The sequence below is a fragment of the Mesorhizobium sp. B2-3-7 genome, from assembly GCF_006442695.1.
In the GTDB taxonomy this organism is placed as follows: Bacteria; Pseudomonadota; Alphaproteobacteria; order Rhizobiales; family Rhizobiaceae; genus Mesorhizobium.
This window is the reverse complement of record NZ_VFVV01000005.1, coordinates 332144-353955: the sequence shown is the minus strand read 5'-3', so window position 1 is coordinate 353955 and position 21812 is coordinate 332144. Positions and strand designations below refer to the sequence as shown.

The 21812-nt window shown below is 61.5% G+C and carries 24 protein-coding genes; 16 read left to right on the top strand and 8 right to left on the bottom strand.

Annotated elements, in window-relative coordinates:
* Positions 1–53: 53 nt before the first annotated feature.
* Positions 54–434 (bottom strand): 4a-hydroxytetrahydrobiopterin dehydratase, encoded by a 381-nt coding sequence (locus FJ940_RS13030; RefSeq protein WP_140498164.1) that lies wholly within the window; start codon positions 432–434, stop codon positions 54–56.
* 156 nt (positions 435–590) lie between these two features.
* Between FJ940_RS13030 and FJ940_RS13025 the strand changes: the two genes are divergently transcribed.
* The 7 genes from FJ940_RS13025 (at position 591) to fae (ending at position 7077) form a co-directional block, all read left to right on the top strand.
* Positions 591–1562: a beta-ribofuranosylaminobenzene 5'-phosphate synthase family protein gene (locus FJ940_RS13025; protein WP_140656746.1), complete on the top strand. Its 972-nt coding sequence runs from the start codon at positions 591–593 to the stop codon at positions 1560–1562.
* Between the two features lie 30 nt (positions 1563–1592).
* The gene (locus FJ940_RS13020; RefSeq protein WP_140656745.1) at positions 1593–2486 is read left to right on the top strand and encodes an NAD(P)-dependent methylenetetrahydromethanopterin dehydrogenase; all 894 of its coding nucleotides are present in this window, start codon (positions 1593–1595) and stop codon (positions 2484–2486) included.
* Between the two features lie 46 nt (positions 2487–2532).
* The gene (locus FJ940_RS13015) at positions 2533–3594 is read left to right on the top strand and encodes an ATP-grasp domain-containing protein (RefSeq protein ID WP_246671021.1); all 1062 of its coding nucleotides are present in this window, start codon (positions 2533–2535) and stop codon (positions 3592–3594) included.
* The gene (gene mch / locus FJ940_RS13010; RefSeq protein ID WP_140515161.1) at positions 3591–4547 is read left to right on the top strand and encodes a methenyltetrahydromethanopterin cyclohydrolase; all 957 of its coding nucleotides are present in this window, start codon (positions 3591–3593) and stop codon (positions 4545–4547) included. The genes FJ940_RS13015 and mch overlap by 4 nt, the downstream gene beginning before the upstream one ends.
* A 51-nt stretch (positions 4548–4598) precedes the next feature.
* Positions 4599–5546, top strand: a complete 948-nt coding sequence (locus FJ940_RS13005) for a RimK family alpha-L-glutamate ligase (RefSeq protein WP_140557441.1) — start codon at positions 4599–4601, stop codon at positions 5544–5546.
* A gap of 15 nt (positions 5547–5561) precedes the next feature.
* Positions 5562–6422 carry a triphosphoribosyl-dephospho-CoA synthase gene (locus FJ940_RS13000; RefSeq protein ID WP_140557439.1) on the top strand — a complete coding sequence of 287 codons (861 nt, stop codon included), beginning with the start codon at positions 5562–5564 and terminating at the stop codon, positions 6420–6422.
* A gap of 148 nt (positions 6423–6570) precedes the next feature.
* The gene (fae, locus tag FJ940_RS12995; protein WP_140498176.1) at positions 6571–7077 is read left to right on the top strand and encodes a formaldehyde-activating enzyme; all 507 of its coding nucleotides are present in this window, start codon (positions 6571–6573) and stop codon (positions 7075–7077) included.
* A gap of 135 nt (positions 7078–7212) precedes the next feature.
* Here the strand turns inward: fae and FJ940_RS12990 are convergent, their stop codons facing one another.
* Complete coding sequence (locus FJ940_RS12990; protein WP_246671020.1) at positions 7213–7911, bottom strand: HisA/HisF-related TIM barrel protein; 699 nt, start codon at positions 7909–7911, stop codon at positions 7213–7215.
* A gap of 42 nt (positions 7912–7953) precedes the next feature.
* On the opposite strand from FJ940_RS12990, the gene FJ940_RS12985 reads away from it, so the two are divergent.
* Complete coding sequence (locus FJ940_RS12985) at positions 7954–9000, top strand: hydantoinase/oxoprolinase family protein (protein WP_140656742.1); 1047 nt, start codon at positions 7954–7956, stop codon at positions 8998–9000.
* 20 nt (positions 9001–9020) lie between these two features.
* Here FJ940_RS12985 and FJ940_RS12980 read toward each other — a convergent pair whose 3' ends face one another.
* The 5 genes from FJ940_RS12980 to FJ940_RS12960 are packed head-to-tail and all read right to left on the bottom strand — an operon-like array spanning position 9021 to position 13625.
* The gene (locus FJ940_RS12980; protein ID WP_140656741.1) at positions 9021–9605 is read right to left on the bottom strand and encodes a DUF447 domain-containing protein; all 585 of its coding nucleotides are present in this window, start codon (positions 9603–9605) and stop codon (positions 9021–9023) included.
* Complete coding sequence (locus FJ940_RS12975) at positions 9606–11000, bottom strand: DUF6513 domain-containing protein (protein WP_140656739.1); 1395 nt, start codon at positions 10998–11000, stop codon at positions 9606–9608.
* Positions 10993–11544, bottom strand: coding sequence for a flavoprotein (locus FJ940_RS12970; protein WP_140515154.1), 552 nt, complete (start codon positions 11542–11544; stop codon positions 10993–10995). The genes FJ940_RS12975 and FJ940_RS12970 overlap by 8 nt, the downstream gene beginning before the upstream one ends.
* A 3-nt stretch (positions 11545–11547) precedes the next feature.
* On the bottom strand, positions 11548–13374 hold the full coding sequence (locus FJ940_RS28775) for a (5-formylfuran-3-yl)methyl phosphate synthase (RefSeq protein WP_140656738.1): 1827 nt from the start codon (positions 13372–13374) through the stop codon (positions 11548–11550).
* Positions 13371–13625 carry a hypothetical protein gene (locus tag FJ940_RS12960; protein WP_140560484.1) on the bottom strand — a complete coding sequence of 85 codons (255 nt, stop codon included), beginning with the start codon at positions 13623–13625 and terminating at the stop codon, positions 13371–13373. The genes FJ940_RS28775 and FJ940_RS12960 overlap by 4 nt, the downstream gene beginning before the upstream one ends.
* Positions 13626–13663: 38 nt before the next feature.
* On the opposite strand from FJ940_RS12960, the gene FJ940_RS12955 reads away from it, so the two are divergent.
* From FJ940_RS12955 to FJ940_RS12930, 6 genes are all read left to right on the top strand, one after another.
* On the top strand, positions 13664–14893 hold the full coding sequence (locus tag FJ940_RS12955; protein ID WP_140656737.1) for an ABC transporter substrate-binding protein: 1230 nt from the start codon (positions 13664–13666) through the stop codon (positions 14891–14893).
* A gap of 42 nt (positions 14894–14935) precedes the next feature.
* Entirely contained in the window at positions 14936–15886 is a 951-nt protein-coding gene (locus tag FJ940_RS12950; protein ID WP_246671019.1) for a PQQ-dependent catabolism-associated beta-propeller protein, read from the top strand.
* 29 nt (positions 15887–15915) lie between these two features.
* On the top strand, positions 15916–16359 hold the full coding sequence (locus FJ940_RS12945; RefSeq protein ID WP_140557423.1) for a hypothetical protein: 444 nt from the start codon (positions 15916–15918) through the stop codon (positions 16357–16359).
* A gap of 70 nt (positions 16360–16429) precedes the next feature.
* A complete protein-coding gene (locus FJ940_RS12940) occupies positions 16430–17218 on the top strand; it encodes an ATP-binding cassette domain-containing protein (RefSeq protein WP_140498199.1) in 789 nt (262 codons plus the stop codon).
* An 11-nt stretch (positions 17219–17229) separates the two neighbouring features.
* Positions 17230–18090 (top strand): ABC transporter permease, encoded by an 861-nt coding sequence (locus FJ940_RS12935; RefSeq protein WP_181167723.1) that lies wholly within the window; start codon positions 17230–17232, stop codon positions 18088–18090.
* Positions 18090–18716, top strand: a complete 627-nt coding sequence (locus tag FJ940_RS12930) for a hypothetical protein (RefSeq protein WP_140524706.1) — start codon at positions 18090–18092, stop codon at positions 18714–18716. Before FJ940_RS12935 ends, FJ940_RS12930 begins: the two co-directional genes overlap by 1 nt.
* Before the next feature lie 101 nt (positions 18717–18817).
* Here the strand turns inward: FJ940_RS12930 and FJ940_RS12925 are convergent, their stop codons facing one another.
* Complete coding sequence (locus FJ940_RS12925) at positions 18818–19750, bottom strand: LysR family transcriptional regulator (RefSeq protein WP_140498205.1); 933 nt, start codon at positions 19748–19750, stop codon at positions 18818–18820.
* Positions 19751–19874: 124 nt separating this feature from the next.
* Here FJ940_RS12925 and FJ940_RS12920 point away from each other — a divergent pair, with 124 nt between their 5' ends.
* Together FJ940_RS12920 and FJ940_RS12915 are read left to right on the top strand one after the other, a co-directional pair.
* Positions 19875–20921: a class 1 fructose-bisphosphatase gene (locus FJ940_RS12920; protein WP_140515144.1), complete on the top strand. Its 1047-nt coding sequence runs from the start codon at positions 19875–19877 to the stop codon at positions 20919–20921.
* Between the two features lie 8 nt (positions 20922–20929).
* Positions 20930–21802, top strand: a complete 873-nt coding sequence (locus tag FJ940_RS12915; RefSeq protein WP_140498210.1) for a phosphoribulokinase — start codon at positions 20930–20932, stop codon at positions 21800–21802.
* The last annotated feature ends 10 nt before the right edge of the window (positions 21803–21812 follow it).

Below are 21812 nucleotides of genomic sequence, written 5' to 3'. Positions count from 1 at the left end.
TGCCAGCAGATTAACGAATGTTTTCATACGCTATCAACAAACTCCGACCGCGCTTAATCATATTTGATGTAAGCGAAGCGTTGATCGGTCGCCGGAGTTCCCTCCAGCGCTCCGCCTTCCTTGGCCGGCTGCCACTGGACAACGTCCTCGATCTTTCTCGCCAACTCGAAGTCCTTGTCGGTGATACCCTTCGCCGCGTGATTCATCAGGCGTACCTCGACCCAGGCATAGGAAGCGGTGATATCGGGATGGTGCCACGCCGCCTCGGCGAGATGGCCAACCGTGTTGATGACCATCAGCGTCGACTTCCAGCTGTGGGTCTTGTATTTGCGCCGGATCCAGCCGTTTTCGTAGCGCCATTTCGGCAGCTCTTTCTCAAGCCGGTCGGCAATCTCGGCATCCGAATAGACCTTCTCCTTGACCGTTTCGCTCATCTCGACCTCCCCTAATTGCTCGGTCCGTCAACACGACAGGCCACGCAGAAACATGAATGCACTCTCTTTGGCTTGCTCCCTCGACGAAAACAGTTATCATCGTGTCGGGCACCTAAACTTCCATGATGCATCCATGATGCACCCATCGGGGGGCAGATGTCGAATTTTGTTACCGTACGAGTGCCCGCTCGCCTTCACCTTGGCTTCCTCGATCTCAATGGCGATGCCGGACGTCGCTTTGGCAGCGTTGGGCTTCCGTTGAGTGAACCCGAAACCGTTGTCACCCTGTCGCGGTCCGGCGAGACCATAGTCGAAGGTTCCGAGAGCGTTCGCGCCGGTGAGCACTTGTCGACGCTCTGCAGGCATCTCGGCATTCGCGGCCAGCACCATTTGGTGATCGAACAGTCGATCCCGAGTCACGCCGGCCTTGGGTCCGGCACGCAGATCGCCCTTGCCGTCGCCTCTGCATTGCGAACGCTCCACAACCTGCCTCTCGATGTCGCCGGCGACGCGACCCTGCTCGAACGAGGCGGCCGATCTGGAATCGGCATCGCAAGTTTCGAAGACGGCGGCGTGATTGTCGACGCGGGCAAGGACGAGCGTGGCGGACCGCCTCCGGTCGTGGCGCGGCTGCCGTTTCCCGAAGAATGGCGCGTCATCCTCATCCTCGACCATGCCGGGCATGGACTGCATGGCGAGGCCGAGGTCGCGGCGTTCCGTTCACTGCCACCCTTCCCGACGGCGGGCAGCGGCGAGATCTGCCGGAGGGTACTGATGGGTATCATGCCGGCCTTGGTCGAGCGCGATCTTGCGGCATTCGGCGCTGCCGTCACCGCGATACAGATGCTGATCGGCAGCCATTTCGCTCCGGCGCAGGGCGGTGTGTTCACCTCAAAGCGGGTCGAGATGGTCGCTCACCGTCTCAATAAAGCGGGCGCCGTCGGGATCGGCCAGAGTTCCTGGGGACCCACAGGGTTTGCCTTCGCGCCGTCGCATGACGCCGCGCTCAAATTCGTCGGCGCGGTTCAGAAGATAACCGTTGAAGACGGCCTTCAGATCAAGATCGTCAAAGGCAGGAACTCCGGCGCGAAGATCAGTTCGACCGGACTCGGTCTCGTCGGCAGCTGACGCTTCAGATTCCAAGCAGAAAGGCGAGAAATGGCCCGCAAACATATCCTGCATATGCTGACGCCGTTGAAGCACATGAGCCCGTTCGACGTGAACATGGCGCTCGACGCTGGCTTCGACAGCGTGGTCCCCTATGTCGATGTCGATCTTGGTGAGGTGACAGGCCTGGTTCAGGACGCGATCTTTTCGCGCCCGCCGGATGCGGGTGTCGATACCGGCATCTTTATCGCCGGGAAGGATGCTTCGTTGGCGCTCGACATGTTCGATGCCGCGAAGAAGGCGATGGTGCCGCCTTTCCAGGTTTCGGTATTTGCCGACCCGGCCGGCTCGTTCACCACGGCCGCGGCGATGGTGGCCAAGGTCGAGAAGGCGTTGGAGAAGAAATTCGAGCGCGGGCTGAAGGACACGAGGGTGGCTGTTTTCGGCGCCACCGGCGTGGTTGGCTTCTGCATCGCCGTCATCGCGGCAAGGGAGGGCGCCCGCGTCACGCTTGTCGGCCATGACGGCATCGAAAGGGTGAAGCAGATCGCTGCCGAGATCAAAAGCCGATTCAAGATCGGTGTCGATGCGGCTGACGGATCGACCGATGCCCGGAAAGCCGATCTGGTCGAAGCAAGTGAGGTCATACTGGCTTGTGCGAAAGCCGGCGTCCAGGTGGTTTCAAAGGCCCAGTTGAGAGGAAGCGGCTTGCTTATCGCCGCCGACGTCAACGCGGTCCCGCCCGCAGGCATCGAAGGATTGGCCGTCAATGCCAATGGCGACCCGCTAGAAGCGGCAAAGGTCGTCGGGATTGGCCCGCTTGCCATCGGCAACGTCAAATATAAGGTCGAGTCTGGCCTTTTCAAAAGAATGATCGAATCCGAAAAAACGATCGCGCTCGATTTCCAGGAAGCGTTTTCCCTTGCACGCGAGATTGCCAAATAGCGCCAGATCTCTGCTGATCGCGGCGATTTCAGGCCGGGCATTGGCCATGGCTGCGCGGCGTGCGGGCTACCGTCCGTTGGTCGCTGATTTCTTCTGCGATACCGATACGGTTGCGCTGGCAGAACGAACGACCAAGCTGCCGGGCAACCTACAGGACGGCATCGACGGCGAGCGCATCATCGAGACGCTTCGGGACCTGGTCGGCGAAGACCAGCCGGTCGCCGTCGTCCTGGGCTCGGGTTTTGAGCGGATGACGGAGACTGTCGACGCCGTCGCTCGCCATTTTCCGCTTGCCGGCAATCGCGGCGCGGCGATCAGCAGGATCAAGGACCCGCAATTGCTGGCCGCGGATTGTGCCGAACTCGGCATCCCACATCCGGAATTCCGGTGGGATCGACCGCCTGAGCCAGACAGCTGGGTGGCCAAGACCGTGGGCGGCGCCGGGGGTGGGCATATCAGACAGGCGGCCGGAGAAAGCCAGACCACCGGCCGCTATTTCCAGCGTTTCGTCGCCGGACGCAGCATCTCGGCCCTGTTCGTCGGCGACGGCCAGGCCGCGCGCATCGTCGGCTTCAGCCAACAATGGACTTCCCCCGTCTCCACGGCGCCCTACCGCTATGGCGGGGCCGTGCGGCTGAGACGCTTCGACCGCAAGCAGGCGGCGGTCATCGGCGGCTGGCTTTCAGCCCTGACGCGCCGTGCCGGCCTGGTTGGATTGTGCAGCGCCGATCTCATTCGCGGATCGGATGGCTACAAGCTCATCGAGATCAATCCGCGGCCAGGCGCCACGCTGGACATTTTTGACGAGGCCGACGCGCCGCTGATCGAAGCACATCTGCGAGCTGCAACCGGCGGAACTTACCGTTTGCCATGCTTCGTCGATTCGATGGCTTCAATGGTGACCTACGCCGCGACGCCAATCGCGCGGTTTCCGTCGATTGCGTGGCCCGAATGGACCGCTGACCATCAGTCGCCCGGCACCCCTCTGATTGCCGGCGACCCCGTCTGCACCGTCTTCGCGCGCGGTCCGAACGCCGATTTGACCAGGCGGCTCATCAAGGGGCAAGCCCGCCGGTTGCAACGCCAATGGGAAGGAGACCGGACATGAAAGACGGTTCGGCATTCCTGAACGACAATGCACAGCGCATCGCTGACGGCATGATCAGCGACGCCGAACGGCTGCGGATCGCCGCTTCCAAGGGAACCTTGGGCGAGCTCCTTATCGATGTCGGCGCCAAGGCGCCCGGCAGCGTCGAGGCCGGGCTGCGCATGGCGGAGGCGGCGATGGGCGGTCTCGGCAGCGTTTCGGTGTTTATGGACCGCACGGAGCGGAAATGGCCGTTCACCGTCGAGGTGCGCTCGTCGCAGCCGGTACTAGCCTGCCTAGGCAGTCAATATGCGGGCTGGAACCTGTCTGCCCAGGACTATTTCGCCATGGGATCGGGACCGGCGCGGGCACTCGCCCGCGTCGAACCCCTGTTCGACGCGCTTTCCTATCGAGACACCGCATCGTCCGCCGTGCTTATCCTGGAGACTGCCAAACCGCCTCCCCCAGCAATCGTCGAGAAAGTGAGCAAGGCAACCGGACTGGCAACCGACAAGCTCACCTTCCTCTACGCGCCGACGCAAAGCCTTGCCGGCAGCCTGCAGATCGTTGCGCGCGCGCTCGAGGTTGCCCTGCACAAGGCCAACGATCTCAAATTTCCGCTGGAGAACGTCGTCGACGGCATCGGAGCGGCGCCAATCCCCGCCCCCCACCCGGATTTCCTGACCGCCATGGGCAGAACGAACGATGCCATCATCTATGGCGGCAGCGTCCAGCTCTTCGTAAAAGGGTCGGCAAAAGAGGCCAGCAACCTCGCGGAGAAACTTCCGAGCCGCGCCTCACGGGACTACGGTCAACCCTTTGCCGAGATCTTCAAGCGGTTCAAGGGGGATTTCTATGCCATCGATCCACTGTTGTTCAGCCCGGCCGAAGTGATCGTGACGGCGATCGAAACCGGCGATACGTTTCGCGCTGGCCGGCGTGATCCAAAGATGCTCGAACGGAGCCTCGGTTAGCATGGCGGCGCAAAGAGACCCGTCCGTCATCCGCCATATCCGAGGCACCACATGATCCCTCGCATCCTGATCGTCAGCGACAATTCGGACACCGGCTCAAGTGGCCTCGCGGCAAGGCTTGGTCGACGGGGCGCTATTGTTGCAACCGTGCCGCTGGCGGCGATCGCGTTCGACACCGGCAGCCCGGGCGGACTTTCGATCCCCGGTTTCGGCGGTGCGCTGCCCGATGCCGTGCTCGTCCGTTCGATCGCCGCCGGATCGTTCGAAGCGATCACCCGGCGCCTCGGGGTACTGCACGCGCTGAGCCGGCTGTCGGTTCCCGTGTGGAATTCGGCGCAGGCGGTCGAACGCTGCGTCGACAAGTCGATGACGACTTTCCTCTTGAAAAATGCCGGTCTGGCAACGCCACCGACATTCGCCGTCGAAGGACTTGCCGCCGCCAAGGAGATCGCGGCGCAAGAGCTTCCGAAGGGACCGCTGGTGCTGAAACCATTGTTCGGGGCGCAAGGCCGCGGGATAAGGCTGATCCGTACGCTCTCCGACCTTCCCGCCGCAGACGAGGTGAACAGCGTCTACTATCTCCAGCATTATGTGTCGCGCGCCGGCCCGCCTTTCCGGGATTTCCGCGTTTTTGTCTGCGCCGGCGAAACCGTGGCGATGATGAGCCGCAGCAGCGACGACTGGATCACGAACGTCAACCGGGGTGGCGTGCCGGAGCCGGTTTCGGGACCTGGCAAGGCTGAGCTGGCATCGCTGGCTGTCGCCGCGTCGGCTGCCGTCGACGCGGATTTCGCCGGCGTGGACATCGTGCGAGCCGACGATGGCAGCTTGTTCGTACTCGAGGTGAACAGCATGCCCGCCTGGTCAGGACTGCAATCGGTGGTCGCTGTGAACATCGCCGAAGCGATCGCCGATGCCCTGCTGAAATTCCTGGCCGACCGCACCGAAGCGACCGCCGTGCCGCGGCCCTTCCGTTTCACCGCGCCGGCGAATTCGTAACGGAGCGGCGGCAGGATGACGTTATCGCGTGAACGCCTCCGGGCTAGCTACAAGGATGCCTGCCGGATGGAGATCGAAGCTCTGAAGCCGGGCAATGTCCACCTGTTCGCCGACGGACACGGCATGTCCGCCGCTCAGTTCATGATAAGTGCCGAGGTTTCGTCCGAGCCGCTGACCGATCCTCGCTTCTCGGCCGGGCGACGCATGCTGGAGGCGGTGCGTGCGACACGTGTGGCGGTAGCAACCAATACCAATCTCGGTATCATCCTCCTGGCGGGGCCTCTGATAGGCGCCGCCGAAATGAGGAGTGGCAGCTTGCAGGACAATCTCGACTCGCTGCTGCGCGCGTTGAGCATGGACGATACCAGGGCAGTGTTCGAGGCGATCGCCATGGCAGCGCCAGGCGGCCTGGGAGATGCCGCGAATGATGTGCGGCAGGAGCCGAAGGTTCATCTCTTGGAAGCAATGCGGGAGGCTGCCGACCGCGATATGATCGCCCGCCAGTATGACACCTGTTTCGGCGACGTGTTCGGGGTAGGGCTGGCCGCGCTGGTAGGGGCGCTAGCTCGCGGAGAAAGCGGCATGTGGCCGACCGTGTTCGCCTATATGGCGTTTCTCGCAGGCTTCCCCGACAGTCACGTGGTGCGCAATCACGGAATTGAAGTCGCAAATCAGGCGCGACAGGACGCTCTTTCCGTTCAGGCGACGCTCCATGCCAACGGCGACGAGCCGTCACGCATTCGCCTGCTCATGGAGTTCGACCGCCGGCTGAAGGCGGACAAAGTAAACCCCGGCACCTCGGCCGATCTGACCGTGGCTACTCTTTTAGTCCACACTCTAGGCACTCGCTTGCATAATCGCGGCGTTGGTGCTTGACTTCCAAAAGCGGGAGCTGTGCTTCCGCGGCTATCTAGCCAACCGGTCCGGGCAATCCGGGCGCTGCCAACAAGGATAGCTGTCCATCGAGCGCCTGCTCGGTTGCAGCGTCCGTGGACATCATAATTGTGTCTTGGAGGAAATTGGCATGGCAAAAATCTCGAAGGTAATGGTCGGTGAATCGCTGGTCGGGGACGGCAACGAAGTCGCGCATGTCGACCTGCTCATCGGGCCGCGAGGGAGCGCAGTCGAAACGGCATTTTGCAACGCGCTTACCAACAACAAGGACGGTTTTACCTCGCTTTTGGCGGTGATCGCGCCCAATCTTCAATGCAAGCCCAATACGGTGATGTTCAACAAGGTCACGATCAAGGGCGCCAAGCAGGCTGTACAGATGTTCGGCCCAGCGCAGCACGCCGTTGCAAAGGCAGTGCAGGACAGCGTCGCGGACGGGACAATTCCGGCAAACGAAGCGGACGACGTGTTCATTTGCGTTGGCGTATTCATCCATTGGGACGCGGCCGACGACGCCAAGATCCAGAAATACAACTATGAGGCGACAAAGGAGGCTATCCAGCGCGCTATCGCAGGAACCCCGACCGCCGCCGAAGCCACCGCTCAGCGCGACAACGTCAAGCATCCGTTCGCGGCCTAGACAAGAGACAGCCCCGCACAGGAAAAGCCATCTTCCGAAACGGATGGTCTGTTGCGCCGGCTGAAAAGGGTTCTGGGCTTTTGAAGCGACACTCCCGAAGGGCGCCCGCCTTTCGGGGGTAAGGAGCAACTGTGATCAGGCGCCGAGCGACGCCAGGTGACTAGGTGTGAGCGTGGCGTTGTGCAGTGAGGTTGCGACCAGCGCTGCGGCGATGCCCATCGCTGACAATGCGTGGATATCGCTGTCATCGCGGACGCCGCCGGCCGCGATGACCGCGCGACTTCCCGCCTTGGCTTTGACCTCCTCCAGCCGCCTGAAATCCGGGCCGGCGGCCGCACCGACTTTGGCCAGCGTCATGACGATCACCTTTTGCGGCCAAAGCTCGGGCTCAGCGAAAAGAGAACGCGGTCCGCAAAAATCATCGCCAAAGAAGTCAAGGGACAGGATGAGATCGGGATGATCGCGAAAATGCCGGAGCAGCACATCGTCCTGCTGCGATTCGGAGCCCAACACGGGGCACACCGAACGTTCAGCAAGCGCCGCCAAAAGCGTTTTCCTGTCTGCTGCGCCGGCATCGACCCAGAGCTCAGGCGGCTGCGTCATCGCCCTCAGCCGGGCAAGTGCGTCACTGTTTGGAGTACCGCCTCCAATGGCGTCCAGATCGGCGATGTAGAAGGTCGAAAAGGGATAAAGCGTGCGCAACCCTTCGGCGACGGCGAGGACATCGGAACTTCGGCTGAGCGGCGTAACGATCGGCCGGTAGCGATCGCGTTTTCCTTGCTGGGCGCGAACCACCTCGCCGCCTTTCAAGTCGAGAACCGGAATGATGCGCAACGCTTTTCTCGCCAACCAACTGCTGTCATGAAAGCTTGAAGTGTGGAAAAAAGAAAGAGCATCATTGCGGGCTTCGACATTGGCGGCGCGCATCTGAAGGTGACGCGCGCGCAAGGCGGCCGCATCGTCGGCGCGGTAACGATCGCCGCGCCGCTTTGGCAAGGGTTGCACAGCCTGACCTCGGCTCTCGACGAAACAGCCCCGATCTATGCGGAAGCCGATCTCAACGCGTTCACCATGACGGGCGAACTATCGGACATCTTTGCGTCCCGCGATATCGGCGTGACGACGCTGCTGGGTCAGATTTCCAACCGTTTTCCCACAGGCGAAAAGCTGATCTATGCCGGATCATCCGGCTTTGTCGAGGTCGAGCAGGCAGCGCGGCTGAGCACCGATGTCGCCTCCGCCAACTGGCACGCGACAGCCTCTTTGGTGGCAAAACTGGCCGGCGATGCCCTGTTCGTCGATATGGGCTCCACCACCACCGACATTATCGCCATCAAGAATGGCGCCGTCGTCAATGAGGGCTACACCGATGCCGGACGGCTTCTGACTGGTGAACTGGTCTATACCGGTTTTACCAGGACATTCCTGTTCGGTGTAGCCTCGTCTGCTCCTGTCCATCGAAGGCTGACGCCATTGATGAACGAATATTTCGCCTCGATCGCCGACGCGCACCGGATCCTGGGCGTGCTCGATGAGGAGGACGACATGCACCCTTCCGCCGACGGCAAGGAAAAGACCGTCCACGGCTCAATTGCGAGACTGGCGCGCATGATCGGGCGCGACGCCGCTGAACTTTCGCCGCTGGAATGGGGTGAAGTCGCACGCTGGTTCAGCGAGCAGCAATTGCGGAAAATCCACGACGCAGCATCCCTGGTTGCCTGGGGTCTTGCTCAAGATGTTCCGATCGTCGGCGCCGGAACGGGCCGCTGGCAGATCAGGCGGCTGGCCGAGCGCATGGAACGTCGCTTTGTCGATTTCGCCGACATCGTCCCCGCCCATGACGCTGTTCGCGGCGAGGCCAGCCGCGCCGCACCAGCATCGGCGGTGGCGCTGCTGGCTGGATATCGATCACAAGCAGCGTAGCGGCGCTCGCGCCGTCATGCTCACGCGTCCCCGCTGCTGGACCCTTTGGCGGCCAGGTGATCGCTGACACGCTGCATCAGCCAACCCCAGGCTTCCCGTTCGTCGGCGCCGGCTGTCTTTTCGATAGAGATCGAAAGATACGCGATCTCGGCCTCGATCTTGTCGCGGGATAGCATGCCGAGCCGGCTGACCAGGATGGCCAGTTCCAGAACAGCCGCCTTGGCGCGGTTAAGGCCGGTGAAGGGCGCATGCATTTCCTCTCGAACCACGCGGCAGAAATGGCGAGGGCGCACGCCATCATCGTCAACGCTCTCGACTTCGAGAACCGAATGCGCCAGCGCAGTCGCCAACCGGGGAACCAGAAAATCTTCAACGGGAACAGTCGGCCAGTCCTTGCGCCCGGTCAGGCATCCAGCGAAGACGCGCACGTCGTCGGTGTAGTTGGCGATGGCGAACGGCACCGCCGCCAGATTGTCGAGCGTAACCGAGGGACGAAACGGTGCGATGACCCAGCCGTCTTTTTCGGAGATTATGCCGATCGGCGCGATATGGACCTTTCCTGTCTTGTCGACAGTGGTGATGATTGTCTCGCGAATGTAAGGCACCTAGCCCTCCTTCTTCGCGCGAAGCGTTTCGCCCGGTTCGGCAAGACGGGTACGGTCGGTTTCGGGAGCCGGTGCGGCAACGCCCCATGCGAGCGGCTCGTCCTGAACATAGCGCTTGCCGAGGCGCCACGCGATCTCGGCCTTCGTCAGTTCCGCGCCCAGATAGAAAGCATGCGCACCGTCGGTCTCCACGCCAAGTGCGGCGAAGAATTCGAACGCACCCGTGGCAACCGCGTGCCCTTTGCCATTGAAAATATGGATGCCGTCCTCCGCTGCCGCGATACGGTAGTTGGCGTCGCGCACCTCGGCCGCCAATGCAGCGATATCATCGGTCGAGGCCGTGAAAGGCTTGCGATCGTGGATCTGCAGCAAGCCTGGGTGATAGCTTCGCGGCAGTGCACCGTCATTGCGGGCGGCAAACATCACGCGGCGGGCAATGTCGTGCTCCTCGATCGTCCGCACCGTGTGCGGGCTGACATGCACGGCTAGCACGTTTCGAACCCCGAGCTCCGAGCAGAGGCCCGTTAGAACGGCCGTAACGCCGGAACTGTCGGCATCGGTAAGCTCGGTGAGATTGCCGGTGCCCATCAGCAATTCGATCTCCGGCCAGCGGCGGCGCGCCTCGACGAAGCGGCCGAGCGATTGGGCAAAGCCGAAGTGGATCGGATCCAACACGGGATCGGCGATAAAGGAAATGCCAGCCCTTTGCGCCGCATCGATGGCGCGGCCAAGCGAATCCAGATCGCCGGGGGCGGACGGGATCAACACTGCCGTAGCCCCATGGCCGAAGACTAACGGCAGCGTGTTCTCGTCGAGGCTGAGAAGATAGTCCGCACCGGCGCGCGCACCGATCGACAGTTCGTCCGCGCTGGCCGAATCGACGCTGACCTGAAATCCTTGTGCCTTGAGCTCGCGCACAGCCTCCGACAGCAACGGAAATGGCGTTTCAGGCAGGCAGCCAAGATCGATGACATCGGCGCCGGCGGCAGTTAGCGTCCCCGCCCGCAGCATGAGCGCTTCGATCGACAGCATTGGCGCATCGACGATCTCGGCGAAGATGCGCATATCGTGTCGCGTAAGATCCGGCGGCTCGCCGACACGGCCGAGAAAGGCCGGCAGGTCCGCGATCTCGTCAGGACCGCGCGCAAAGGGCACGCCGAAATGGTTCGACAATTGCTCGATATCGCCGCGATAGCGCCCTGGCAGGATAAAGCGGTCAACGGCGTTGGGCGCGATGAGACGCCGCTTTATGATGTCTTCGGTCATCAGTGCGGCGACCTTGACACCTATGTCGACCACCTCCCACGAAAACTCCGTCTCGCCCAGACCGGATAGCAGCTTTTCCAACCGTGCCCTGGCCAGATGTCCCGTGAGAAAGACCAGCCGCTCAGCCATGGCCGGACAGCTCGGCCCGGCGTTGCTGAACCGCCGCGTTGAGGTCCGCGAGCGACTCGACGACCTGGGTTCGTTCGAACCCCTTCAGCCGCTCGGTGTTTTCCAGGTCAATCCTGCGCGGATAGACTTTGACCAGGCCATGCGGCGCCATGGTTTCGAGTTCGGGTGCGGTGTCGCAGGCAAAGACGATGATCGGCACGCGGCACTTTCCGGCTTGCGCAAAGACGTTGGTGGCAAGCGTATCGGATATACCCCAGACGCATTTGGCAACCGTGTTGGACGAGGCAGGCGCCACCACGACCGTGTGGTAGACGCCGTGGTAAAATTCGCCGACGGGAATGGCGCTCGCCGTCTTGTCGTGCAGCACGCGCGTCGTCTCCGGAAAATCGAGTTTGAGCTTGTACATGCGCAGCACTTCATTGGCGGCTTTCGACACGAAGACATCGCAATGTTCGAGTTGGCGAACAAGTGCGAAGCTCTCCGTGAAAAAATGCCCGGACCCCGTCAAAACCCACGCCCAGCGCGGCACGTGCAGCTTCACCATCGGCTATCCTGCCTTCTTTGCCGAGCGGGTCGAAGCCACAATCCCGATGCCGGGCAGCTTGCCCGATGCGAGTAGCGCGCCCGCCTCGGCGGCATCCTTCGGACCGGCGAGACGGAAATCGATGCCGTCGGGCAGCATGGCGGCAAAGCCTGGGTCGACAATGCCCCTGGCCTTCAGGCTGTCAGGGGTATCGTTGTCGAAGAATGCATCGGTCTGCTTGATAAGCAACAGCGCGTTCGCGCCAAGCTTCCCGGCAAGCCAGGCAGCCAGGGAATCGGAGGTAATGTCCCAAGAGGCCGGAACGTCCGGTGCCGGCAACGCAAGTGACGACGGCAGCCACACCGGAACCTTGCCTTCGTCCAATGCTCGCACAATCTCCTCCAGCGATCGTGCCGGCGTCAGTCTTTCGTCCCGATCGAGGATGACTTGGCCGAACTGCTCCATGGCGAGGATCGCCATGGCATGTGCGGCGGTGTCGGAAAAATCCATGCGGGTCTGCGTCTCGCGCACCTGGTCGGCAAACAGGCCGCCGCCGGGCACGATGACGATCGGTAGCCTGGAACCCGCCAGCGCCGCGATCCAGCTCGTCATTTCCGCCGCATGGGCAGTGCTGCCGCCAAGCTTGACGACGGCCCGCCCGAGGACGTCGGAGCCTTGCTGGCGCGGCCGGGAAACACTACCTCGGTCTTTTCGGCCGGCAGAGCCGGAGGCGACACCGCGTCCTGCCGATTGGCGCTTGCGTTCGATCTCGACGCCGACACCGCCAGGCCCGAGCTCGAGTTTTTCCACCCTTACCGTGACGCGCACGACGCGCTGGTTCTCCAGAACGTGCGCCGCCACTTGCTCGGCCAAAGCCTCGCTGAGCTGAATGTGCCCCCGCGCGACGATGGTGCGAATGCCATCCATGATGATGTCATAGGAGAACACATGGCGCATGTCCTCGGGATGGTCGGTGACTTGCAGCACGTCGGCGATCACATCAAAGCGCACCTTTTGAGTATGACCATGCTCGAAGCTGTAGGCACCGATCTGGACCGGCAGAACAAAATCCCGCACGAAAATCCTGTCCGTGCCCAGTGTCGGATCGGTGCCCGGCGAATAGCCTCTCGCTGCCAACAGGCGATAGTCGATGCTCGATTTACCGCCCGTCCCAGGCTCTGCCGGGACCAATTCGCGAATCTGCGAGACCGCCTCGGCGCTGATTGAACCCGCGCGGTCGGCATGGCCACACAGCGCGCCGCGAAAGCCGAGGAAATCGGGAGCGAAAGGCAATAGACGTGGAATATCCGGGGCTTCGAGCGATCCGCTCAGGCCAACCATCAGACCGAGCGACTTGGCTCGATCGACGAATCCCGGAATCCGCTCCGGTGGCAAATGGTCGAGCAGCCGGCCCTTTCCCTTCTGCGCGGTATCAACCATCACGCCGTGGAAGCGGTGCCTGCCGAATACCGGCAGGAGCTCGAAGTCCGGCGCCAGATCGGCAAAGAGCACAGCGATCAACTTCGTTCGCGCGGCCAGCGGTTCGAGCGCCTCCGCGCAGGCAGGGATGTGAGCCGATGGGAAAAACCCGATCTTGACATAATCGACGCCGGTCGCCGCGATCTCTTCAGCCTTGGCGCGGATCGTTTCGGGTTCCATCGGCAGGTCGCCGCAGACCGCGCTGACCGGAGCCCGACCAGCGATGAACGAAATCGTTCGGCGGATGGTTTCCGTGGGTACCGCGCCCAACGCTCCCGCCTTCGGATCCTTCAGATCGACGATGTCGGCGCCGCTCGAAAGAACGATCTCCGCCTCTTCGATGCCGGTGACGCTGGCCAGCATTCTGGTCATTTGAACAGTTTCTCCAGTTTGGAGGACAAGATCTTTTGTCCTTCGTCCGCTTGATTCTCGCGCACGTCGCGGATGACATAGCTGCGAACGACCTCGAAATCGAAGATGGCAATCTTTTCAGCCGCCATGGCATGTTTGTCAAAAAGACACCGAGCCAGGGCAGACGCGAAAAGTCGTCCGATAGGGTTTGATAAATTTTGCGGGTCGGCTAAGTTGACCATGGGCACCTGGACTTGGCGCTGCTCCGACACCCGTCGGACCTCAGCGCAAGAATGGGTAATTACTATCGATGACGAGCGCGGTGCCGGGCACTCTCGCCGCCTTTTTGTGCTTTTTTTCCCTGACCGTCAACGCTCCGGGCGCGATAGCCCAGGAAGCGGCGGCGAAGCCGGAAAAAAAGGTCACTGAAATCAAGATAGGGTATTTGCGGGCCTACGCGCCGCAATTGACGCTTTCCATGCTCGACCTGCCGCCGCGTGACGAAGGTGTCGCCGGCGCCACTGTGGCAATCGGCGATAACAACACCACCGGAAAATTCACCGACCAGAAATTCAGCCTCGACGTGACCGAGATCAAACCCGAAGCCGACGCGGTTCAGGCATTCGAGGACCTGATCGCCAAAGGTGACCACTATGTCGTCGCAGACCTCTCGGCCAAACAATTGCTGTCGATCGCCGATATAGCCCGCGACAAGGGCGTGCTGATCTTCAACATCGGTGCCACCGACGATAGCCTGCGCGAGGAGGACTGCCGCATCAATGTTTTTCATATCGCGCCGACGCGCAGCATGCTTGCCGATGCGCTGGCGCAGTATCTCATGGTGAAGAAGTGGCCGAATTGGGTGCTGCTCTACGGCTCGCATGAGCAGGACCATCTCTACGCCGACGCGTTGCGCCGCGCGGCAACCCGTTTCGGCGGCCAGATCGTCGCCGAGAAGGAATTCAAGGACACCGGCACGGCCAGGCGTACCGACACCGGCGCCACGCAGATACAGCAGCAGATTTCCGTATTCACGCAGGATCTGCCGGAGCACGACATTGTGCTTGTCGCCGACGAAAGCCAGGTGTTTGGCACCTACGTGCCCTACCGCACCTGGACGCCGCGGCTGGTCGCCGGCACGGCCGGGCTTGTTGCATCGTCGTGGCATCCCGCCAGCGAGCAATGGGGCGGCATCCAGATGCAGAGCCGCTTCCTGAAGACGACGGGCCGGCGGATGCTTTCCAAGGACATGTCGGCGTGGACAGCAGTGCGTGCCGTCGGCGAAGCCACCACGCGCACCAAAGGCGACGATGCCAAAAAGATCAGTGACTACATCCGGTCGGGCGATTTCTCGGTTGCCGCCTTCAAGGGACAGAAGCTCACTTTCCGCAAATGGAACCTCCAGCTTCGCCAGCCGATCCTGCTTGGCGACACCAAGTCGGTCGTGTCGACATCGCCGCAGGAGGGCTATCTCCACCAATTCTCCGAACTCGATACGCTTGGTATCGATCAGCCGGAAACGAAATGCGTTCTCAAGTAGGGCCAAAGGGGAGGAATTTGCGTGCAGACACGAGCTTGTGCATTGGCCATTCTCGCGGCCGGCCTCACGGCCAGCCCGGCATCGGCCTATACGGCCTACGTTTCCAACGAGAAGGACAACACGATGACGGTCGTCGACACGGCCACCATGCAAGTGGTGAAGACCGTCGAGGTCGGCCAGAGGCCACGCGGCATCACCATCTCGCATGACGGCAAATTCGTTTATCTTTGCGCCAGTGATGACGACACGGTCGAAATCATCGACACCGCGACGCTGCAAATCGTCGGCACGCTGCCATCTGGCCCCGATCCCGAATTGTTCGTGCTCTCGCCTGACGGCACGACGCTCTATGTCGCCAATGAGGACGACAACCTCGTCACCGCCATCGACGTCGAGAGCAAGCAGGTCATGGCCGAGATTCCAGTCGGCGTGGAACCGGAAGGCATGGGTATCAGCCCTGATGGCAAGACCATGGTCAACACCTCGGAAACCACCAGCATGGCGCATTTCATCGACACTGGCACCCACGATGTAACCGATAACGTGCTGGTCGACACGCGCCCGCGCTTTGCCGAATTCAAGCCGGACGGCTCGCAGGTCTGGGTCAGCGCCGAAGTGGGCGGCACCGTCAGCGTCATCGATAACGCCAAACGCGAAGTGGTGAAGAAGATCCAGTTCGCGATTCAGGGATTGCGGGCTGAGACCATCCAGCCGGTAGGCATCGCCATCAGCGCCGACGGCAAGAAAGCCTATGTCGCGCTCGGCCCGGCGAACCATGTCGCCGTGGTCAATACCGACACCTTCGAGGTCGAGAAATACATCCTCGTCGGCCAACGCGTCTGGCACCTGGCCTTCACACCCGACCAGAAAACGCTGATCACCACGAATGGCAACTCCAACGACATCACGTTCATCGATACGGCGACCGACGAGCCGGTCCAATCGCTCACCGTAGGCCAGCAGCCTTGGGGTGTGGCCATTTCGCCCAAATAGCAGACATTGATCATGGGGAGGATCGCGACATGAAATTTCGCCATAGGTTTATCTTCGCCGCGCTCGCCGGATTTGTGCTTGCTCCGATCGCCGCAAGCGCGGATGACGCAACGCCAAAACCATCGCGTGCCAGCAAGAACCTGCCGGAATTGATTATCGGCTCGGCCGATTCCACCTATGCCGTCAATCAGAAGGATTTCGAGCTGATCGCCGGCCAAGGCTATCGCTGGAAGATCACCTCCAAGGGCGGTTTCGAATACAAGTTCGTGACCGACCTGTTCCGCAATGTGTGGATGGACCAGATCGTCATCGACGATCTGGAGGTGCATATGGACGGCGGACCGGCCTGGCTGGAATTCGACGACGCGGGAACGATCCAGGTGCAATTCCACACAGTTCGCCCCGGCGAGTATACCTGGTCGGTTCCCGACCTCGCCGACAAGGGCCTGAAGGGCAAGATCACGATCAAGTGAGACCAAAGGCAATCAGGCGCGCTAGATAGCAGTGCGTCCTGCCAACGCGTCCTGAAGGAGCGATCCGGGCATGCAGCATGTGAGAACAAGCGGACCGGGAGACGAGGCGGCGGCACTCGACGTCAGTGCCGTCAGCCACTCCTATGGACCGAAGCGGGCACTCAAAGAGGTCTCGTTCTCGATCTTGCCGGCGACGTTCACCGTCCTGCTCGGCCTCAACGGGGCCGGCAAGACAACACTGTTCTCCCTGATCAGCCACCTCTATGACACGCGTCACGGCTCGATCCGCATCTTCGGCCACGACATCCGCAGCGCTTCGGGCGAAGCTCTCAGACGGGTCGGCATCGTGTTCCAGGCGCGCACGCTCGACCTCGATCTCAGCGTCTATCAGAATCTTTCCTACCATGCCTCGCTGCATGGCATTGGCGGACGCGAAGCCCGGCAGCGCATCGCCGCGCTGCTTGACACAGTCGACATGCAGGGCCGCCAGCATGACAAGGCACGCAGCCTCTCCGGCGGTCAGATGCGGCGCATCGAGATCGCCCGGGCGCTGCTTCACCGACCTTCCCTGCTCCTGCTTGACGAAGCGACCGTCGGCCTCGACATCGAGTCGCGTGCTGGCATCCTCGCCACCATCCGCAAGCTCGTCGAAACCGATGGTATCGGCGTGCTCTGGGCCACGCATCTGATCGATGAAGTCGACGATACCGATCATGTCGTCGTGCTGCGGCGGGGTGACCTGGTCGCCAGGGGCAAGGTGTCGGATGTCGTCCAGGCAAATGGAGGAAATTCCATTCGCGATGCCTTTTCGAAGCTCAGCCGCATCGACGCGGCAGGCATGGCGGAGACATCGTCATGAGCGCTCCTGCGATGCCCGGAAAAGTTGTCGGCATCAAACCGGTAGGGTCTGAACCATTCGGCCTCCGCCACTATCTCATTTGCCTGAAAGGCATCGTCCTGCGCGAGTGCCTGCGCTTCCTGCACCAACGCGAACGGTTCATTTCCTCACTGGTGCGGCCGCTCGTCTGGCTGTTCATCTTCGCCGCCGGCTTCCGCCAGGTGCTCGGCGTGTCGATCATCCCTCCTTACAAGACCTATGTGCTCTACGAGGTCTACATCACTCCGGGTCTGTGCGGCATGATCCTGCTGTTTTCCGGCATGCAGTCTTCACTGTCGATGGTCTACGACCGCGAGATGGGCAACATGCGCATCCTGCTGGTCAGCCCATTTCCGCGCTGGTTCCTGCTGGTGTCGAAGATGTTGGCCGGCGTGGCCGTATCGATCGTGCAAGTCTACGCATTTCTGATCGTCGCCTGGTTGTGGGGCGTCAGGGCGCCGCCGCTCGGCTATCTCTACGTGCTGCCGGCACTGTTTCTGTCGGGCATGATGCTTTGCGCGCTCGGCATGCTTTTGTCGTCCATGATCAAGCAACTCGAAAACTTCGCCGGCATCATGAACTTCGTCATCTTTCCAGGCTATTTCGCGTCTCCGGCGCTGTATCCTTTGTGGCGTATCCAGGAGGCAAGCCCCCTGCTCTACAAGATCTGCCTCGCCAATCCGTTCACCTATGCCGTCGAACTGATCCGCTTCGCCTTCTATGGGCAGATCGACTGGCTGTCGCTGGGCGTCGTCGCCGGTTGCACGCTGTTGTTTCTGGGCGGCGCCATCATTGCGTACGATCCTTCGCGCGGCCTGATGACCCGCAAACAGGACACGGGAGGAAACGGCTGATGGCGCGAATGAGACTTGTGCACACCCTGGTTCTGGTCGCCATGCTTGTCCCGATGGACGCCAGGGCGGCAAACACCGATCCCGACTGGCCTTGCATGCAGCGCAAGGTGCCGCAGCTCTCGCTCGGCCAGATCTGGAATGGGCCGGAGCTTCCCCCGGCGGCGAAGGATTGGTCGAAGGATTCGGGCGTCTCCGCGCTGGTCGAGGCGGTGGCGGCCCGACGGACGCCGATTGCCGAAGCCCAGAAGGAGATCAAGGACTTCGTGGCTTCTCTGCCGGCGGAGCAGGTCGCACCAAAGATGGCGATGCTGGTGCAGGGAATGTTCGATCACATGGACGCCGAGCGTTCGCACGTGATTTCCGGCATTTCCCGCTATGCCCACAAACAGCTCGAAATGGCGGCTGAATTGCGCAAGGAAGCATCCGACGTCGACGCCCTACGTGCCAAAGCCGACGCCGATCCGGACGAAGTCGAACGGCGAACCGACCAGTTGAATTTCGCGACGCGCATTTTCAACGAACGTGTCCAGTCGCTGACCTATGTCTGCGACGTGCCGACGATAATCGAGCAGCGGCTCTATCAATTGTCCAGGACCGTCTCGGAAACGCTCGGTCGGAAGAAATAGACCTTCAGTCGACCTTGCGACGGATTTCACGTCTCTTGGCAGGCGACACGTCCGGCGTCTCGCTCCGGTCGATTCCGAACGCCATCCGTCGGTCATCCCGCTCAGGAATCGGGATAAAGCTTACCGAACAGGGGCAGATACATCGCGCCCTTGCGCATCAGGAAATCGTTGAACGTAGCCATGGCCGGCGAGATTGCGTGATCGGTTCGTATCACCGAGAACCATTGTCGGCGGATCGGCATGCCGACAACGTCGAGGATGACGAGCCGGCCAGCTTCCGTTTCCGCGGCGATGGTGTGGGCAGAAATGAAGGCGATGCCCAGACCAGCCATCACCGCCTGCTTGATCGTTTCGTTCGAGCCCATCTCGACACCGAGTTCGTCGATGCGGCCAGGCACGTCGCTCAGGAATATTTCCAGCGAGATGCGGGTTCCGGAGCCGGGCTCGCGAATAAGGAAATGCTCCTCGGCAATGCGCTCTTTGGAGATATCGCGCGCCGCCGCCAGCGGGTGTTCGGGCGGCGCGATGATGACCAGCGGGTGGTCGCCGAAGACCGAAGCACGCACCGGTACCTCTTTCGCCGGGCGCCCCATCAGCGCGATGTCGATGTCGTGATTCTTGAGGTTGTCGATTGTCTGGGCACGATTGCCGATGGCAAGCCGCATGTCGATGTCGGGATGTTCCTTCATGAACGCAGCCATCAACCGCGGCGCGAAATACTTGGCGGTGGAAACGACGCCGAGCCTCAAGCTACCCGTACGAACGCCCTTGATGGCGTCGATCTTGTCTTCGAGCAGACCGAGATGCTCCTCGATAGCTTGCGCTGCCTCAACGACGGCCAAACCTGCGGCAGTGGGACGCATGCCGTCCGACGTCCGGTCGAACAGAGCCAGTTGGAATTCTTCCTCCATTTGCCGCAACTGAATTGTCAGTGCTGAAGGAGACAGACCTAACGCCTTGGCCGCACTCACAATTTTTCCGTGCCTGATGATGGCCTGGATGGTCTTGAAATGCTTGAGCGTGAGGTTTCTCATGTCTCATGCTAAATTATTTTTAGTACCAACGTAAAGTTATTGAATTTTACTTATCAAGTGTCGTTTGTTTTCATTCCCCCGATCCAGCCGATCCGAGGAGACGCGGCTGGATCGGGAGGTTACGATGCCAGCGGCAACGCTCGACGCTTTTCTGAACTCCTATCTCGGCCAGCCGGACGAACTTCGCTCCGCGGTCGTAACGACTGTCCGTCAGCTGACACAGGCCGCCAGCAAGATCCGCAATACCATCAATCAAGGTGTGCTCGGCGCCGCCTTTGCCGGGACCCGTGGCGCCAACGCCGACGGCGATGTCCAGAAGGATCTCGACGTCTTCTCCGACGACATCTTCCTCGACGCCATGCGCCACGCTCCGGTCGCGCTCTACGCTTCCGAGGAGCTGGAGCAGCCGGTCCTACTCGACAGGCAAGCACCACTCGCCATTGCCATCGACCCGCTCGACGGCTCTTCCAACATCGACACCAACGTGTCGATCGGAACGATCTTCTCGCTCCTGCCCGCAACTGGCGCGCCGGATGCCGATCCGGCCGCCTCTTTTTTGCAGGCGGGCGTGAATCAGCTAGGCGCCGGTTTCTTCATCTATGGGCCGCAGTTGGCGCTCGTCCTGTCGCTCGGCAGCGGTACGCATATCTTCGTCCTGTCGGCCAGGCTCGGCACCTTCGTCCAGGCATACGAGAGCCGGATCATTCCGCAACGCACCCAGGAGTTCGCCATCAACGCCGCCAACTACCGGCACTGGGACGAGGCCGTGCGGCTCTATGTCGACGACTGCCTGGAGGGCACCGAAGGACCGCGAGAGAAGGATTTCAACATGCGCTGGATCGCCTCCCTGGTCGCCGACTGCTACCGCATATTGATGCGCGGCGGCGTGTTTCTCTACCCCGGCGACCGGCGCAAGGGCTACGGTCAGGGACGGCTGCGCCTGGTCTACGAGGCCAACCCGATTGCCTATCTCATAGAACAGGCTGCCGGTGCGGCCACCGATACGATCAACCGCATCCTGGACATCGAACCCGACAGCCTGCACCAGCGCGTGCCGATGGTCTTCGGGTCGGCGCGGGAGGTCGCGCGCGTCACCCGCTACCACACCGAGCCGAGCAACATCGGCGAACGAGCGCCGCTGTTCAGCCGCCGTGGCCTCTTCAGAGCCTGAGCAGCACCATGTCAGCCAAGCACCCCATCATCACCATCACCGGCTCGTCGGGCGCCGGCACCACTTCGGTCAAGCGTATCTTCGAGCTGATCTTCCGGCGCGAGAACATCGAGGCCGCGTTCATCGAAGGCGACGCATTCCACCGCTACGACCGCGCCGCGATGAAGGCAAAGGTGGCCGAAGAGGAGAAGGCCGGCAATCCGAACTTCACCCACTTCCATGCCGCGGCCAACGAACTCGGGATTCTCGAAGAGGTGTTCGCGGAATACGGCCGCCGGGGATCCGGAAGAACCCGCACCTACATCCATGACGAGGAAGAGGAAAAGCAGTACGGCACGCCACCGGGAAGCTTTACCGAATGGCGAGAGTTCGGTCCCAGCGACCTGCTCTTCTACGAGGGGCTGCACGGCTGTGTCGTCACCGACACGATCAATTTGGCGAAGCATGCGGATCTCAAGATCGGCGTCGTGCCGGTCATCAATCTCGAATGGATCCAGAAGATCCATCGCGATCGTTCGACACGCGGCTATTCCACCGAGGCGGTGATGGACGTGATCCTGCGCCGGATGCCCGACTATGTCCGCTACATTGTCCCGCAATTCTCGCAGACCGCCATCAATTTCCAGCGCGTGCCGATTGTCGATACGTCCAACCCCTTCATCGCGCGCTGGATTCCGACGCCTGACGAATCGATGCTGGTTATCCGCTTCGCCAATCCACGCGGCATCGATTTTCCCTATCTGCTGTCGATGATCCACGACTCGTTCATGTCGCGGCCAAATTCCATCGTGGTGCCAGGCAACAAGCTCGACCTTGCCATGCAGCTGATCCTGACGCCGCTCATCCTGCAATTGATCGAACGCAAGAGCCGTGTGTCGTGAGGAGGACGCC

What these genes read in the sequence shown, in the direction of transcription:
- FJ940_RS13030 (WP_140498164.1), bottom strand. Translation starts at nt 434, where the DNA reads ATGAGCGAAACGGTCAAGGAGAAGGTCTATTCGGATGCCGAGATTGCC.
- FJ940_RS13025 (WP_140656746.1), top strand. Translation starts at nt 591, where the DNA reads ATGTCGAATTTTGTTACCGTACGAGTGCCCGCTCGCCTTCACCTTGGC.
- FJ940_RS13020 (WP_140656745.1), top strand. Translation starts at nt 1,593, where the DNA reads ATGGCCCGCAAACATATCCTGCATATGCTGACGCCGTTGAAGCACATG.
- FJ940_RS13015 (WP_246671021.1), top strand. Translation starts at nt 2,533, where the DNA reads ATGGCTGCGCGGCGTGCGGGCTACCGTCCGTTGGTCGCTGATTTCTTC.
- mch (WP_140515161.1), top strand. Translation starts at nt 3,591, where the DNA reads ATGAAAGACGGTTCGGCATTCCTGAACGACAATGCACAGCGCATCGCT.
- FJ940_RS13005 (WP_140557441.1), top strand. Translation starts at nt 4,599, where the DNA reads ATGATCCCTCGCATCCTGATCGTCAGCGACAATTCGGACACCGGCTCA.
- FJ940_RS13000 (WP_140557439.1), top strand. Translation starts at nt 5,562, where the DNA reads ATGACGTTATCGCGTGAACGCCTCCGGGCTAGCTACAAGGATGCCTGC.
- fae (WP_140498176.1), top strand. Translation starts at nt 6,571, where the DNA reads ATGGCAAAAATCTCGAAGGTAATGGTCGGTGAATCGCTGGTCGGGGAC.
- FJ940_RS12975 (WP_140656739.1), bottom strand. Translation starts at nt 11,000, where the DNA reads ATGGCTGAGCGGCTGGTCTTTCTCACGGGACATCTGGCCAGGGCACGG.
- FJ940_RS12970 (WP_140515154.1), bottom strand. Translation starts at nt 11,544, where the DNA reads ATGGTGAAGCTGCACGTGCCGCGCTGGGCGTGGGTTTTGACGGGGTCC.
- FJ940_RS28775 (WP_140656738.1), bottom strand. Translation starts at nt 13,374, where the DNA reads ATGACCAGAATGCTGGCCAGCGTCACCGGCATCGAAGAGGCGGAGATC.
- FJ940_RS12955 (WP_140656737.1), top strand. Translation starts at nt 13,664, where the DNA reads ATGACGAGCGCGGTGCCGGGCACTCTCGCCGCCTTTTTGTGCTTTTTT.
- FJ940_RS12945 (WP_140557423.1), top strand. Translation starts at nt 15,916, where the DNA reads ATGAAATTTCGCCATAGGTTTATCTTCGCCGCGCTCGCCGGATTTGTG.
- FJ940_RS12940 (WP_140498199.1), top strand. Translation starts at nt 16,430, where the DNA reads ATGCAGCATGTGAGAACAAGCGGACCGGGAGACGAGGCGGCGGCACTC.
- FJ940_RS12935 (WP_181167723.1), top strand. Translation starts at nt 17,230, where the DNA reads ATGCCCGGAAAAGTTGTCGGCATCAAACCGGTAGGGTCTGAACCATTC.
- FJ940_RS12930 (WP_140524706.1), top strand. Translation starts at nt 18,090, where the DNA reads ATGGCGCGAATGAGACTTGTGCACACCCTGGTTCTGGTCGCCATGCTT.
- FJ940_RS12925 (WP_140498205.1), bottom strand. Translation starts at nt 19,750, where the DNA reads ATGAGAAACCTCACGCTCAAGCATTTCAAGACCATCCAGGCCATCATC.
- FJ940_RS12920 (WP_140515144.1), top strand. Translation starts at nt 19,875, where the DNA reads ATGCCAGCGGCAACGCTCGACGCTTTTCTGAACTCCTATCTCGGCCAG.
- FJ940_RS12915 (WP_140498210.1), top strand. Translation starts at nt 20,930, where the DNA reads ATGTCAGCCAAGCACCCCATCATCACCATCACCGGCTCGTCGGGCGCC.